This window comes from Shinella zoogloeoides, assembly GCF_033705735.1.
GTDB classification, from domain to species: Bacteria; Pseudomonadota; Alphaproteobacteria; order Rhizobiales; family Rhizobiaceae; genus Shinella; species Shinella zoogloeoides_A.
This window is the reverse complement of the sequence record NZ_CP131131.1, coordinates 1062217-1076059: the sequence shown is the minus strand read 5'-3', so window position 1 is coordinate 1076059 and position 13843 is coordinate 1062217. Positions and strand designations below refer to the sequence as shown.

General features: G+C 65.9%; 13 protein-coding genes. 4 read left to right on the top strand and 9 right to left on the bottom strand.

Annotated elements, in window-relative coordinates; translation table 11 throughout:
• The first annotated feature begins 27 nt into the window (after positions 1–27).
• Complete coding sequence (locus ShzoTeo12_RS22725) at positions 28–228, top strand: hypothetical protein (RefSeq protein WP_119255703.1); 201 nt, start codon at positions 28–30, stop codon at positions 226–228.
• 72 nt (positions 229–300) lie between these two features.
• On the opposite strand, the gene ShzoTeo12_RS22720 is transcribed toward ShzoTeo12_RS22725, so the two are convergent.
• From ShzoTeo12_RS22720 to ShzoTeo12_RS22705, 4 genes are all read right to left on the bottom strand, one after another.
• On the bottom strand, positions 301–2268 hold the full coding sequence (locus ShzoTeo12_RS22720; RefSeq protein WP_318912568.1) for a protein-L-isoaspartate(D-aspartate) O-methyltransferase: 1968 nt from the start codon (positions 2266–2268) through the stop codon (positions 301–303).
• An 86-nt stretch (positions 2269–2354) separates the two neighbouring features.
• Entirely contained in the window at positions 2355–2729 is a 375-nt protein-coding gene (locus tag ShzoTeo12_RS22715; RefSeq protein WP_318912567.1) for a GFA family protein, read from the bottom strand.
• A gap of 93 nt (positions 2730–2822) precedes the next feature.
• A complete protein-coding gene (locus ShzoTeo12_RS22710; protein ID WP_318912566.1) occupies positions 2823–3401 on the bottom strand; it encodes a TIGR00730 family Rossman fold protein in 579 nt (192 codons plus the stop codon).
• A 24-nt stretch (positions 3402–3425) separates the two neighbouring features.
• Positions 3426–4739: an MFS transporter gene (locus ShzoTeo12_RS22705; protein ID WP_318912565.1), complete on the bottom strand. Its 1314-nt coding sequence runs from the start codon at positions 4737–4739 to the stop codon at positions 3426–3428.
• A 339-nt stretch (positions 4740–5078) separates the two neighbouring features.
• Between ShzoTeo12_RS22705 and ShzoTeo12_RS22700 the strand changes: the two genes are divergently transcribed.
• Genes ShzoTeo12_RS22700 through ShzoTeo12_RS22690 form a run of 3 tightly spaced genes read left to right on the top strand, consistent with a single transcriptional unit; the run spans position 5079 to position 8290 of the window.
• Positions 5079–5537 carry a MarR family transcriptional regulator gene (locus tag ShzoTeo12_RS22700; RefSeq protein WP_318912564.1) on the top strand — a complete coding sequence of 153 codons (459 nt, stop codon included), beginning with the start codon at positions 5079–5081 and terminating at the stop codon, positions 5535–5537.
• Entirely contained in the window at positions 5530–6753 is a 1224-nt protein-coding gene (locus ShzoTeo12_RS22695) for an HlyD family secretion protein (RefSeq protein WP_318912563.1), read from the top strand. The genes ShzoTeo12_RS22700 and ShzoTeo12_RS22695 overlap by 8 nt, the downstream gene beginning before the upstream one ends.
• Positions 6746–8290 (top strand): DHA2 family efflux MFS transporter permease subunit, encoded by a 1545-nt coding sequence (locus ShzoTeo12_RS22690; protein WP_318912562.1) that lies wholly within the window; start codon positions 6746–6748, stop codon positions 8288–8290. The genes ShzoTeo12_RS22695 and ShzoTeo12_RS22690 overlap by 8 nt, the downstream gene beginning before the upstream one ends.
• A gap of 15 nt (positions 8291–8305) precedes the next feature.
• Here the strand turns inward: ShzoTeo12_RS22690 and ShzoTeo12_RS22685 are convergent, their stop codons facing one another.
• The 5 genes from ShzoTeo12_RS22685 to ShzoTeo12_RS22665 all read right to left on the bottom strand — a co-directional run bounded on the left by ShzoTeo12_RS22685 (position 8306) and on the right by ShzoTeo12_RS22665 (position 13836).
• On the bottom strand, positions 8306–9526 hold the full coding sequence (locus ShzoTeo12_RS22685; RefSeq protein ID WP_318912561.1) for a Zn-dependent hydrolase: 1221 nt from the start codon (positions 9524–9526) through the stop codon (positions 8306–8308).
• Positions 9523–10734, bottom strand: coding sequence for a diaminopropionate ammonia-lyase (locus tag ShzoTeo12_RS22680; protein ID WP_318912560.1), 1212 nt, complete (start codon positions 10732–10734; stop codon positions 9523–9525). The genes ShzoTeo12_RS22685 and ShzoTeo12_RS22680 overlap by 4 nt, the downstream gene beginning before the upstream one ends.
• Positions 10735–10873: 139 nt before the next feature.
• Complete coding sequence (locus tag ShzoTeo12_RS22675; protein ID WP_119255939.1) at positions 10874–11362, bottom strand: Lrp/AsnC family transcriptional regulator; 489 nt, start codon at positions 11360–11362, stop codon at positions 10874–10876.
• Between the two features lie 112 nt (positions 11363–11474).
• On the bottom strand, positions 11475–12671 hold the full coding sequence (locus ShzoTeo12_RS22670; protein ID WP_318912559.1) for a M20 family metallopeptidase: 1197 nt from the start codon (positions 12669–12671) through the stop codon (positions 11475–11477).
• Positions 12658–13836, bottom strand: coding sequence for a M24 family metallopeptidase (locus ShzoTeo12_RS22665; RefSeq protein WP_318912558.1), 1179 nt, complete (start codon positions 13834–13836; stop codon positions 12658–12660). Before ShzoTeo12_RS22665 ends, ShzoTeo12_RS22670 begins: the two co-directional genes overlap by 14 nt.
• Between the last annotated feature and the right edge of the window lie 7 nt (positions 13837–13843).

Below are 13843 nucleotides of genomic sequence, written 5' to 3'. Positions count from 1 at the left end.
TCCATGCCGAACAGAAGGAGACATGTCTTGAACAGCCATCATTCTTCCCCCGCAGTCGAATCCCTCAAGCAGGAGCAGCGCAAGCGCCGCACGAAAAAAGACGATCTCGACGAAGGCCTGAAGGAGACGTTCCCCGGCTCCGACCCCGTCTCCGCGACAACGACCTCCATTCCCGCCGGCCGGACCGACAAGGAAGAGGCGTCCAAGGTCCGTGACAGCGACGAATAGGTCCCCCAAATTTGCTGCGCCCCGGCGGATGAAGCTCCGCCGGGGCTTTTTATCGTCCTGTCGTGGGGTGGCTCATAGCCCGAAGGGGAAGGTATCCGGCATCCGTCCGCTCTTAGCCTCCATGGCAAGCGGAGCGACGGCACGGGTCTCCTCGAACCAGACATAGGTATCGAACTGCCGCGCGAGTTCCACCTTCGCATAGTGGCTGAGCAGTTCGCTTTCGGGCCGGTAGATCACCCCGATGAAGCGTTCGAGCCTCTCGGCGCAGAGCGCCTCCGAGACGCCGGAATGGCGGGCGAAATCGAGAAGCAGCCGTGGCCGGCCGGAGAGATGGAAACACCTCTCGACGCTCTTTTCGTGGGAGGGACGAATGGCCTTGATTTCCATGTCACCGTCCCAGTCGCTCGCCGCGGCGACTGTCCCCGTATTCGTGCCGAAGCCGATCAGCGCCGCCGCATCGCCGTATTTCTCGCGGCATAGCTGGCCGATATTGAGCTCCCCGCGAACCTTGCCCATGTCGGTGCGGCGCGCGTCGCCGATATGGGAATTGTGCGCCCAGACCACGGCCTTGCCATCCGGCCCCGCGCGGTCGAGAAGCTGTTCCAGCGTTTCGAACATGTGGCGATCGCGAAGGTTCCAGGCGTCCGCCCCGCCGTAATACATGATGCGGTAGTATTTTTCGGCCGAGGCAACGAGGCGGGCGTTCTGCGCGGCATCGAAGAGAGCGTCGGGCTCCCGCGTCATCGCATCGAGCGCCTGCCGAAGCAGCTCGCGACATTGCTGCACGACCGCTTCCTCGCAGGTATGATAGCCGGCGGTGAGCACCGCCCGGCCATAGGTGTCAGGTGCGTTCTGCCAGGGCGTCAGGCAGCCGTAGCGCTCGCGCGCGATTGCCGCCGCCTGCGGGTCCGTGGCATCCAGATAGGCGAGGACCGCAGCGATGGAGCCGCGCATATTATAGATGTCGAGGCCGTAGAAACCGGCCTGCCTGCCCGTCGTGACCGCGTTGTGGGATCGCAGCCGGCGGATGAAGGCGTCCACCTCGCGGTTGCGCCACATCCACGCCGGAAAGCGCTGGAAAGGCGGCGCTTCGCCCGCCTTCTGCCGCCCGCGGACGAAACGGTCGACCGCCGCAGCATCCGGCCAGTCGGCCTCCACCGCAACGATGGTGAAGCCGTGCCGCTCGACGAGGCGCCGGGTGATCGCGGCGCGGGCGCGGTAGAATTCGGACGTGCCATGGCTTGCTTCGCCAAGAAGGACGACGCGCCGGTCGGCGAAGCGTTCGAAGGGATCGGCGAAGGCGGGATCGTCGGGGGACGGCAGGTCCTCACCGGCTTCCGCGATCAGGTCTGGCAGGTGCTGCCGCAAATGGGCGGTTGCCGGCTGCGAATGCTCGCGCCAGCCCGCTTCCCCGATCAGCGGAACGAAGAAGACCGCACCGAGATCCTCTTCCTCATAGCGGCCGGCCGCGAGCCGGGTGATGCGGACGAGCCGCTGCGAACGCTCCTGTTGCCCGATGGGGATGATGAGGCGGCCGCCGATTTCCAGTTGTTCCTTCAGGGCCATCGGCGCTGAAGGCCCGCCGGCGGAAACCAGAATGGCATCGAAGGGTGCCTTTTCCGGCCAGCCTTTCGTGCCGTCGCCGGTGCGCACCGCGACGTTGCGACGGTCGAGCGCCGCCAGCCGCTGCGAGGCTGTTTCCGCAAGGGCTGCATGGCGCTCGATGGCGGAGACCTGTCGCGCCAGATGGCTGAGGACGGCGGCCGCATAGCCGGAGCCGGCTCCCACTTCGAGCACATTGTCCGTCGCTTCGATTTCCGCCGCCTCCGCCATGCGGGCGACGATATAGGGCTGGGAAATGGTCTGGCCCTCGGCGATCGGCAGCAGGGAATCCTCATAGGCGAACTCCTCGAAACCCTGCTCGACGAAAGCCTCCCGCGGCACGGCTGCCATCGCCTTCAGCACCCGCGCATCCGCGATGCCGCGGCGCGCGAGATGCCGCTCCACCATCTGGTGCCGGGCATAGTCGTGATCGAACATGGAAGCCTCCCCTTGGCTGGTTGGCGTCTGTTCGATCAACCGGCCGGGACGGGGCATTGTTCCGCTTTTCCTTCCCTTCGGAAGGCTCAGACCCGGTCTTCCTCGTATTGCGCGGCGCCCTCGATGGGCCGGAGCCAGGGCTCGCGGCGCTTGACCCAGAGCTCGTAGCTCGGCGTGAAAGGCGTCGGTGCCTCGGGCAGGGTACCGAGCTTGACTTCGGCCTCCCGCTCGTCGAGCGAAAACAGCCGGCCGCCGCAATGCGGGCAATAGCAGCGGCCCTGGAAGTTGGCGACGTCGCCGGAATACTCGAACTGACCAGCCGGCCAGATACCGTAGAAGGTGAAGGCGGATCCGCTTTCCTGCCGGCAGTCTGTGCAGTGGCAGATGCCGATGCGCAGCGGTTCTCCCCGCACGGAAAGCCGCACCTGCCCGCAGAGGCATTGTCCCGATAGCGTCGTCATGCGATCTCCCTTCGGCCTTGTCGCGCTTGTGAGAACGGGCGTGCCGCCCTGCGGTTCCAGGCTATCGATCTTCCGAAGGGTTGGCGAGGGCCGTCAGAGCCACTTGGGCGCGTTCGTCCGTTCATGCGCGCGCAGCTTTTCGATGAGGCTTGCCGGATCACTGTCGACGGCGATACTTCCGCGGTGCGCGGGAGGCAGGAACTTCGTCTCGACCATCCTGTCGAGAAAGGCGAGGAAGGGCGAGAAGAAGTCCGCCACGTTCAGCAGGCCGGCGGGCTTGTCGATTTCGCCGAGCTGGTTCATGGACCAGACGACCATCAGCTCCTCCACCGTTCCGATCCCGCCCGGCAGCGCGACGAAGGCGTCGGCCAGTTCGATCATGCGCGCCTTGCGGATGCCGAGGGTCGGCACGATCTCGTGGCGGGTGAGGCCGGGATGGGAGTGCCCGCGTGCATGGAGGCTTTCGGTGATGACGCCATGGACCGTGCCGCCGCCAGCAAGGACGGCGTCCGCCACGACGGTCATCAGCCCCTTGGTCGTGCCGCCATAGACGAGGGCGATGCCGGCTTCCGCGAGCGCCGCGCCGAGCGCCCTTGCGCCGTCCACATAGGCATCGCCTTCGCCGGTGTTCGATCCGCAGAATACGGCAATCGTCGTGAGCGTCTTCGTCATGGCCTGTTCCTTCTGGTCCGGCGTTCAATCCCCGTGCCCGCTGTAGCGCAACAGCGCGGGAACGCGAAGCGCCAGCAGGGCGAGGAAGGTCGCGAGCAGCGTTCCGCTGACCAACGCCACATGGGTGATGCCGATGACCTCGGCCGCCGCGCCGAGCATGATGCTGGCAAGCGGCATGACGCCAATGGTCAATTCCTGGATGCCCATGACGCGGCCCTGCACATGCGGCTCCGTCATCATCAGCATCAGCGTCGTCTGCAGGATGCCGAAGGGCGCCGCGGCAAGGCCGATGAGAACCATCAGGGCGAAGGAAAGGGGCACGGAGGAACAGAGGGCGAAGACTGCCCAGAGCGCGCCCCAGATCGCCGTGCCCAGCACGAAGAGGCCGCCCTTGAAGCGGAAGTCGCCGAGCGCCGCGACGATCACCGAGCCGGTGAGACCACCCATCCCGGCGCAGGCCAGCAGCCAGCCGAGGCCGCTCGGCGAAAGCCCCAAATGCTCCTTGGCGATGACGGGCATGAAACCCTGATAGATCGGCCAGAGCAGGATGTTGGCGGCAAAGGTGACGAGCAGCACGGAACCGAGAAGGCGGTTCGAGAGGACCGTGCTGAACCCGGCGGAAAGCAGGATCCGAAGGTTCTGCGGGCCGATGACCTCATGACTGTTCTTCACCTGCCGGAGCGGCCAGAGCGCGAGGAAGGCAACGAGATACCAGAGCGCCGAGATCGCCAGCGCCGCAGCGGCCCCGAAGGCGGCGATCATCGCGCCGCCAAGCGCCGGGCCAATCACCTGCGTCATGTTCAGGACGATGGAGTTGAGCGCATTGGCGTTGCTGAGGCTCCTTCGCCCGACAAGCTCGCTGACGAGCGTGAAGCGCGCAGGCTGCGAGGGGGATTGTGCAAGGCCGATGCAGAACCCCGCCGCAACGAGGCCGGCAAAGGATATGCTGTCCAGCGCCACGAGAAGGGCGACGACGGTCAGGACGCAGAACGCCCAGCCCGACGCAACGAGCAGCAGCCGCGGCCGGTTGAAGCGGTCGGAGATCACGCCGGCGAGGGGCCCGAGCATCAGCGGCGAAAGCCGCGCCGCGGTGAAGATGGCTTCGGAGAATTCCGAGCTCGTCATCTCGAAGACCAGCCAGCCGAGCACGAGGGTCTGCGTCCAAACGCCGGCAAAGAAGAAGAGGTTGGAAACCCACAGCAGCCGATAGCGGGGATAAAGGATGAGCGAAGAGGCAACCCGCCCGAGGAGGCCGGCGGGCATGGCACGGGGCACCGGCAAATCCAGCGCCGCGCTGGTGGCATCCTCGGCAAGAGCGGTGGTCTCGGATCGCGGCATGTTCGGCTTCCTGCACTGCGGCCAAGCGCCCGCCGGCGCGGAGGGCGGGTACGGCATGTCCGTATCGATGTGTTCGGCGTGACGACGTCCCTGCGGGTGGCGACGGGACGGAAGGGGAGGCCGGTTCGAATTCCGGCCGCCTGTTTATAGGCGCGCGCATCCGGTTTCCGAAATTAAATCTCCCGATGCCTTTCATTGAATTGCTGAATGACGCCCCGGCGCGGGCAGCGGCGATCATTCTTTGGTGAGGACCGGCGAAATCCCGCAGGGAGGCGTTGTCTTCGCCCTATCCGCATGGTATGCATCTCTATCATTAGCCCCCTAATAGTAGCTTCCTCTATGAGTGCCCATTCCCTTGCTCTGCTGGCCGACATCGCGCGCCTCGTGCGCAAGCGATTCGAACAGCGGGCGCAAAGCCTCGGCCTGACCCGTTCGCAGTGGCGCACGCTCGCCTATCTGTCGAAGAACGAAGGCATTCATCAGGGCGGATTGGCGGAGCTTCTGGAAATCGAGCCGATCGCGCTGGTGCGCGTTCTCGACAAGCTTGCCGAGCGCGGATTGATCGAGCGCCGGCGCCATCCCTCCGACCGGCGCATCTGGCTCCTTTACCTGCGCGACGAGGTGCGTCCGCTGCTGGCCGAAATCCACGAACTGGCCGATGCGACGCGCGCCGAGGCGCTGCTCGGCATCGCGCCGGAGCGGCTCGAAGAAACATTCACTGTGCTTTCCGAAATAAAGGCGAACCTCGTCCTGGCCTGCGAGGCGCCGACTGGCGAAAAAGAGCAAGAGCATGACTGACAAGCCCACCTTCCGCGTCATCACCGACGCCGATGCCGAAAATGCCGCCGACAGAGGCGAGACCCTGGAAGCGCAGGGCACGGTCGCCGAAGCGCCGTCCCCCGTTTCCGGCGCGACTGCCGAGGCAGTGCCCGCACCCGAGCTGCCGCGCCGCCGGCGCTCGCTCACCCGGCCGATCCTCTTCGCCCTGCTCCCGGTCGCCCTCGTGGTGGGCGGCTATTATTACGTCACCGGCGGACAGGTCATGGCGACCGACAATGCCTATATCCAGGCCGACATGGTGGGCATCGCGACCGACGTCTCCGGCATCGTCGAGCGCATCGACGTGCACGAGAACGAGGCGGTGAAGGCCGGCCAGCCGCTCTTCACCCTGCGGCCCGATGCCTTCCGCATCACGCTCGAAGGCGCCAAGGCGCAGCTCGGCGTCCAGCGCAACCAGATCGAGAACCTCAAGGCGAGCTATCGCCAGTCGCTGGCGGAGATCACGCAGGCGGAAGCGGACCTGCCCTATTTCCAGGCGCAGTTCGACCGCCAGCAGAGCCTGCTGAACGGCGGCAGCGCCAGCCGCTCGGCCTATGACGAAGCCAAGCACAATCTCGATACCGCGCGCCAGAAGGTTTCCGTGAGCAAGGCCGAGGCCGCCGTCACACTCGCCCAGCTCGGCGGCGACGCCGACCGGCCGGCCGAGGAATACCCGCTCTATCTCCAGGCGAAATCCAGCGTGGACAACGCCCAGCGCGAACTCGACCATACCGTCGTGCGTGCGCCCTTCGACGGCGTCGTCACCAATGTCAACGCGCTTCAGGTCGGCTCCTACCTTCAGGCCTCGCAGCAGGCGTTCTCGCTGGTCTCGACCGACCGCCTGTGGATCGCGGCCAATCCCAAGGAGACCGAGCTGACCTATGTGAAGCCCGGCCAGGAGGCCACGATCTATGTCGACACCTATCCGGGCGTTTCCTGGAAGGGCAAGGTCGAGAGCATCAGCCCGGCCTCCGGCTCGTCCTTCTCGCTCCTGCCGGCGCAGAACACCTCCGGCAACTGGGTCAAGGTCGTGCAGCGCATTCCCATGCGCGTGAGCATCGAGGATGCCGAAGGCAAGCCGCCGCTGCGCGTGGGCATGAGCACCGTCGTCGATATCGACACCGGCCACGCCCGCGGCCTGCCGGATTCCATCCAGGGCATGCTGGACAGCATCAGCGGCAAGAAACATGGCTAGTTCCACGGACGCACCGACCGTCATCGTGGCCAATCGCGGCGCGATCACGGCCTGCGTCATCCTCGCCGTTATCATGCAGGCGCTGGACACGACCATCGCCAATGTCGCGCTGCCCTTCATCCAGGGCAGCGTGTCGGCGTCGGCCGACCAGATCAACTGGGTGCTGACCTCCTATATCGTGGCGGCCGCCATCATGACGCCGCCCTCGGGTTTCCTTGCGGCCAAGTTCGGCCGCAAGCGGGTACTGCTGACGGCCATTGCCGGCTTCGTCTTCGCCTCGGTCCTCTGCGGCCTTGCGCAGTCGCTCAACCAGATCGTCGCCTTCCGCCTGTTGCAGGGCCTGTTCGGCGCGGCGCTGGTGCCGCTGTCGCAGGGCATCCTGCTCGATATCTACACGGTCGAGGAACGCGGCTCGGCCATGGCGCTCTTCGGCGTCTCGGTGATGGTCGGGCCAGTGCTCGGGCCGGTCATCGGCGGCTGGCTCACCGACAATATCAGCTGGCGCTGGGTGTTCTACATCAATGTGCCGATCGGCGCGCTCGCCTTTGCCGGCATCGTCGTCTTCGTGAACGAGACCCTGCGGGACGCGCTTGCCAAGCTCGACTGGTTCGGCTTCGGCATGATGAGCCTCTTCATCGGCGCGCTACAGCTCTTCCTCGACCGTGGCGAGCAGCTCGACTGGTTCTCGTCCGGCGAAATCCTCGTCGAGGCCATCATCTGCGCGGCGGCCTTCTATCTTCTCGTCGTGCATACGCTGACGTCCGAGAAATCCTTCGTCAATCCGCGGCTCTTCCTCGACCAGAACTTCGCCGTCAGCATGATCTTCATCTTCGTGATCGGCATCACCTATCTGGCGTCGCTCGCGCTGATGACGCCCTATCTCCAGACGCTGATGGGCTATCCCGTCATCACCGCCGGCATCGTCATGGGGCCGCGCGGCCTCGGCACCATGCTGTGCATGTTCCTGATCGGGCGACTGATCGGCAAGGTGGATACGCGGATCCTGCTTTCCGCCGGCCTAGGGCTGACGGCCTGGGCGATGTACGACATGACCGCCTGGACGCCGGACGTCTCGCAATGGACCATCGTTTCCGTCGGCTTCGTGCAGGGCGCCGGCCTCGGCTTCCTCTTCGTGCCGTTGACGACCATGGCCTTCTCGACCCTGCCGCCGGAGATGCGCGGAGACGGCACGGGCCTCTACAACCTTTCGCGAAACATCGGCTCGTCCGTCGGCATCTCGCTGGTGACGGCGTTGATCACCGAGAACGTGCAGAGCAATCACGAAAGCATCGCCGCCTACGTGACGCCGTTCAACCACGCCTTCAACAATCCGGCCGTGCAGCAGCATCTCAACCCGCTGACGGAGGCCGGGCGCGCCGCGCTCGACAGCACCATCACCCTGCAGGCGACGATCATCGCCTATATGGACGATTTCAAGCTGCTGATGCTGCTCTCGCTTGCCGTCATGCCGCTCGTCCTGCTGCTCAAGAAGCCGCAAGCGGCCCCGGCGCTCGATCACAGCGCGGTGGTGGACTAGCCGGGCAGCGGCCCGTCACCGGCTGAGCTTCGTAGCGACGTCGAGGAGCACGTTGGCGCCGGCGACGAGATCGGCCTCGTCGGTATGTTCGGCTGGATTGTGGCTGATGCCGCCCTTCGACGGTACGAAGATCATCGCCGAAGGCGCGATGCGGGCGATCATCTGCGCATCATGCCCCGCGCCCGATGTCATGCGCCGGCAGCTAAGCTGGCGTTCCGCCGCCGATGCCTCGATAGCCGTCACGATTTCCGGCGCGAAGGCAACGGGCTGGAAGCGCGCCAGACGCTCCGTCGATATCTCGAAGCCTTCGCCCTGCAGTTTCTTCAGAAAGGCATCGAGTGCGATTTCCTGTCCCTTGAGCCTTTCTTCATCGGGATTGCGCAGATCGACCGTGAAGATCGCCGCCGAGGGAATGACGTTGATCGCATTGGGCTCGAAGCGGATCGTACCGACCGTCGCGACCGCACCCGGCGTTTCGCGGGCAAGCCGGTCGAGGAAGGCGAGCGTGCGGCCGGCGGCAACGCCGGCGTCGCGGCGCATCGCCATGGGCGTCGTGCCGGCGTGGTTGGCCATGCCGGCAATGGTGATCCTCTGCCAGGAAATGCCCTGCAGGTTCTCGACCGCCCCGATCGGAGTTCCTTCCGCCTCGAGGATCGGTCCCTGTTCGATATGGAGTTCGATATAGGCATGCGGCCTGAGGAAGCCCGGCTCGCGCGTCCCGGCATAGCCGATGCACGCCAGTTCCACCCCGAGCGTCGTGCCGTCGCTGCCGACGGTGGCGAGCGCCTCGTCCGTACCGAGCCCTCCGGCCGCGACCAGGCTGCCCATCATGTCGGGCGCATAGCGCACGCCTTCCTCGTTGGTATAGGCGACGACGGCAAGAGGCCGCGAGGGGCGAAAACCTGCCTGCTGCATCGCCTCGATCACGGCAAGGCCCGACAGGACGCCGTAGCAGCCGTCATAGATACCCGCGTCGATCACCGTATCGATATGGGAGCCCATGACGACCGGGTCGCCGGAGGCGCCCTCCGGCTCCCACAGGCCATGGATGTTGCCGATGCGGTCGATTTCGATGCGGAGGCCGGCTTCCCCGAGCCACGCGCACAGAAGATCCCGTCCCACCCGGTCGGCATCGGTCGCGGCAAGGCGGCAGAGCCGGCCGGCCTCGTCCCGCCCCGTATCGCCAAGCGCCTTCAGGCGGGCAATCAGACGGGCGGCGTCGATGGCGGGGATCATGCAGCGCCTCCGTTTCGGACGGCTTCGGGGCTGCGGCCGACGATCCTCTCATAGAGGGCTGGGTCGGTCGCGCCTTCCGTGTTGACGACGAGCACGCGCGCCTTGCTGTCGAGACCGATCCGGGCGGCAAGCGCGGGATCGCGAAGCGCCGTCAGAAGACCCGCCAGCCCGGCGCTTCCGCTTTCGCCGGCAACGATGGCGGGGTCCTCGCCGACGGGATTGGCGAGGCGGCGCATTGCCTCCGGCGCGGCATCCTCCTCGACCGTCATGAAGCCATCCGCGACCCGCTCGAGGACACGGAAGGCGACCAGCGACGGTTCATAGCATTCCAGCATCGCCATGATGGTCGGCTCTCCCTCTTCCACTTTGACCACATGGCCCGCGCGGGCACTCTCATAAATGCTGGCGGCGCGCGCCGGATCGACCACCGTGACATGCGGACGGTTATCGCCGAGCGCCATCGCCATATGCCCGCTGACCGCAGCGGCAAAGCCGCCGACGCCGGCCTGGAGAAAGACATGGGTCGGGGGTTCGGCAAGCGAGGCGAGGGCTTCGCGAACCAATGCGGTATAGCCCTGCGACACGAGGCCGGGAACGTATTCATAGCCGGGCCATGAGGTGTCGGAGAGGATCGTCCAGCCTTCTTCGGTTGCCACGCGCGCGGCTTCGGCGACGGAGACGTCGTAATTCCCGTCGACGCGCACCATTTTCGCACCGAAGCGGGCGATGGCCTCGATACGGGCATCGCTGACGCCGGAATGGACGAAGATCACCGCGCGGGCGCCCATCAGCGCCGCGCCCTGCGCAACCGACCGGCCGTGATTGCCATCGGTCGCGCAGGCAAAGGTCATGGTCGCGGCGATGGCGCGGACCTCGTCCGACATGAGTTCGGCGATGGGGACGGGGCGGCCAAGGTGGCGCTCGGCCTCTTCCTTCACCAGGATCATCAGCGCATAGGCGCCGCCCAGTGCCTTGAAGGAGCCGAGGCCGAGGCGAAAGCCCTCGTCCTTGACATATAGGGCCCCGAGGCCGAGTTCGGCGGCAAGGCCGGGCAGCGTGTGGAGCGGCGTCGCATCGTTGTTCTCGCGAAGGGCGAGGACCTGCGCCACCCGCCCGGCGGCCGCGATGCCCAGCGTTTCGGCGTCGCGTGCGTCCAGCGGCTGCCGATAAGCGGGCAGGGTGTTCGTCAGATAAGGCAGGGTGGGCATCGGTGTCTCCTCGGGCAGATATCGGATGAAGGATATTTCAACGGAGGAGAGAAAGGCGCTGTGTTTTGCGGCCTTCGATGCATTTCTGTTTCGTTCAGGCTGGGGCAGGCTGACTTTTGTTCCGCGCCGCGCAGGAACGTCACTCCAGCGGAATGCTCAATCCCACCTTGACGCGCTCCATGGAAACGAACGTCCGGAAGCGTTTCACATTGTTGTTGCCGAAAAAGAGCCTTCGCGTCAGCGCCTCGTAATCCGACATGGCGCGCACGATGACGATCAGGATGAAATCCGCCTCTCCCGTCACATAATAGCATTGCTGCACCTCCGGCGCGGCGGCAAAGGAGCGTTTGGCGGCGTCGTAAAGCTCTGCGCGCTCGCTTTCCATCTCCACTTCGACGAAAAGCGTGATCGACCGGTCGACCCTCGCCGGATCGACGAGCGCGACATTGGCCCTGATGACCCCGATCTCCTCCATGCGCCGGATGCGGCGCTGGACGGCCGGCGCGGAGAGGTGGATCATCTCCGCGATGGTTCGCTGCGGTGTCTTGTTGTCCCGCTGCAGGATGTCGAGGATCTTCAGGTCCAGCCGGTCGAGCTCGGCGGAACCGCGTGTCGGCTTCTCGCTCATCTTCAGCACCTTTCGCAACGAAATTGCCTGGCTGCGCCGGATTTCCGGCGCAGCTTTCATATGGTGCCGAGCATTATTTCATCTGCCGCTGCAAGTCATCCTGCGCGCGAGGCTATTCCAGTTGCCGGAGGAACCTGAGCGCAGCCGCAGACAGGGTCATCGCACCCTTGGGAAGGGCGGTTTCATCCACGCGGAACTTCGGGTGATGCAGCGGATAGATTGCCTCCATCGCCTCGTTGCGGATGCCGAGGCGGAAATAGACCGACGGGCATTTCTCGCTGTAGAAGGCGAAGTCGTCCGCCGCGGTCCAGCCGGGCGCGTTGAGCACGTTGTCCCGCCCGACGACCTCGGCTCCCGCCTGCTGGACGATGGCGACCATTTCGGGCGCGTTGACGACCGGCGGCTCGCCGCGCTGGATCGTCACCGCGACGCTTGCATCATGGGTGGCGGCGATGCCTTCGAGGATCTGCCGCAACCGGCGCCAGGCCTTCTGCCGTGTCTCCTCGTGGCCGCTGCGGATCGTGCCCTTCAGGCGCACCTCGGGGGCGATCACGTTATACGCGCCGCCGCCCTCGATGCCGGTGACGGAAACCACCAGCGGGTCGTAGGGATCGATCTCGCGCGAGACGATCTTCTGCAATTCCGTCACCATGGAACAGGCGACCGCGATCGCATCCACCCCGTCGGAGGGCTTGGCGGCATGGGCGGAATTGCCGGTGACGACGACGTCGAAGATATCGCAGGCGAGCGTATAGGGACCGGCGCCGACGGCGATCTGTCCGGCGGGCGTATAGGGATCGACATGGATGCCGATTGCGGCGTCCACGTCGTCAAGAAGGCCCTCCTCGATCACCCGCCGGCCGCCGAGCGGCTCGGCTTCCTCGGCGGGCTGGAAGATCAGGCGCACCGTGCCGCTGAACGACGACCTCTGCCGGTCGAGCAGGACCGCGGCGGCGTAGCCCATCGCGGCATGCGCGTCGTGCCCGCAGGCATGCATCACGCCCGGTCGCCCGGAGGCGAAGGGCACGCCCGATGCCTCGGTGATCGGCAGCGCGTCGATATCGGCCCGGATCACCACCTTTCGGTTCGAAGGCCCGGCCGTTCCGACGATATCCACGGCAAGGCCGAAGCCCGCGACGGGCCGGACATTCTCCAGCCCTGCCGCCCCGAGCGCCTGCTTCAGGTAGGCCTGTGTCTCGCGCTCGTCGTTCGACAGTTCCGGATTGCGATGGAGGTGGCGCCGGATATCGATCATCCGGCGTTCCAGCGACGGCTCCATGGCGGCGGTATCGGGGTCAGGCCTTGACATGGATGTCCCGCGGGAAGCTGGTCAGCGTCTCGCAGCCCCGTTCGGTCACGAGGATCGTCTCGCTGACCTCGATCCCCCAGCCGTCCATCCACATGCCGAGGATGGAGTGCAGCACGTTGCCGGGCTTGAGGATGGTCCTGTCGCCCGGGCGCAGGCTGATCGTATGTTCGCCCCAGTCCGGCGGATAGGCGACGCCGATGGAATAGCCGATGCGCGACTCCTTCTTCAGACCGTAGCGCTGGATGACCTGCCGCCAGGCGGCCTCGACCTCCTCGGCCGTGATGCCCGGCTTGATGGCGGCGAGCACGGCCTCCATGCCTTCGAGCACCGCCTTGCCGGTGTCGCCGACCTTGGCCGGCATCCGGCCGAGCTGCATGGTGCGGGCAAGGCCGGCCGTATAGCGGCGGACGACGCCGGCAAGCTCCAGCGCAACCGTCTCGTTCTCGCCGAAGCGCCGGTCGCTCCACATGACATGGGGGGCCGATGCGTTCTCGCCGGCAAGGATGGTCGGGGGAAGGGCGGTGATGTCCCCGGCGAAATCGGGTGAGCCGGCAACTTGCGCGGCCTGGATCCGCGCGATGGCATCGCATTCGCGCACGCCGGGCGCAATGACGTCATAGGCGGCGGTCACGGCGGCTTCGGCAAGGCGCGAGGCCTTGCGCAGATAATCGATCTCGGCGGCGGACTTGACGCTGCGGATCCAGTTCACCAAGAGGTCCGCATCGTGGAAGGTTGCGTTGGGCAGGCCGGCGGTAAGGCGCGCATGCGCCTTCGGCGAGTAATAATAGGCCTCCAGCTCAATGCCGATATTGCCGCGATCCCAGCCCTTGCGGGCAATCCAGCCGGCGATCCAGTCCATCGGGTGGCGGTCGGCGCGCTGGACATGGTCCTCCGGGAAGCCGACGATGTTCTCCGGCTTCATCCATGCGGTCAGAAGGCCGCCGGCCGCATCCATGGCGCGGCCGATCCAGACGGGCTCCTCGTCCGCGAGGGGAACGAGCACGACCTGCGGCGTGTAGAAGGACCAGCCGTCATAGCCGGTGATGTAGTGCTGGTTGGCGACGTCGTTGACGACCAGCAGGTCGAGATTGCGGCGCGCCATCTCCGCACGGATGGCCTGGAGGCGGGCCTTGTATTCGGAAAGCGCGAAGGGAAGTTCGATCATGACGGAT

Coding starts and splice junctions, on each gene's coding strand:
- ShzoTeo12_RS22705 (WP_318912565.1), bottom strand. CDS start 4,739: ATGCCGCGATCCGAGACCACCGCTCTTGCCGAGGATGCCACCAGCGCG.
- ShzoTeo12_RS22670 (WP_318912559.1), bottom strand. CDS start 12,671: ATGTCAAGGCCTGACCCCGATACCGCCGCCATGGAGCCGTCGCTGGAA.
- ShzoTeo12_RS22675 (WP_119255939.1), bottom strand. CDS start 11,362: ATGAGCGAGAAGCCGACACGCGGTTCCGCCGAGCTCGACCGGCTGGAC.
- ShzoTeo12_RS22665 (WP_318912558.1), bottom strand. CDS start 13,836: ATGATCGAACTTCCCTTCGCGCTTTCCGAATACAAGGCCCGCCTCCAG.
- ShzoTeo12_RS22700 (WP_318912564.1), top strand. CDS start 5,079: ATGAGTGCCCATTCCCTTGCTCTGCTGGCCGACATCGCGCGCCTCGTG.
- ShzoTeo12_RS22710 (WP_318912566.1), bottom strand. CDS start 3,401: ATGACGAAGACGCTCACGACGATTGCCGTATTCTGCGGATCGAACACC.
- ShzoTeo12_RS22695 (WP_318912563.1), top strand. CDS start 5,530: ATGACTGACAAGCCCACCTTCCGCGTCATCACCGACGCCGATGCCGAA.
- ShzoTeo12_RS22690 (WP_318912562.1), top strand. CDS start 6,746: ATGGCTAGTTCCACGGACGCACCGACCGTCATCGTGGCCAATCGCGGC.
- ShzoTeo12_RS22680 (WP_318912560.1), bottom strand. CDS start 10,734: ATGCCCACCCTGCCTTATCTGACGAACACCCTGCCCGCTTATCGGCAG.
- ShzoTeo12_RS22685 (WP_318912561.1), bottom strand. CDS start 9,526: ATGATCCCCGCCATCGACGCCGCCCGTCTGATTGCCCGCCTGAAGGCG.
- ShzoTeo12_RS22720 (WP_318912568.1), bottom strand. CDS start 2,268: ATGTTCGATCACGACTATGCCCGGCACCAGATGGTGGAGCGGCATCTC.
- ShzoTeo12_RS22715 (WP_318912567.1), bottom strand. CDS start 2,729: ATGACGACGCTATCGGGACAATGCCTCTGCGGGCAGGTGCGGCTTTCC.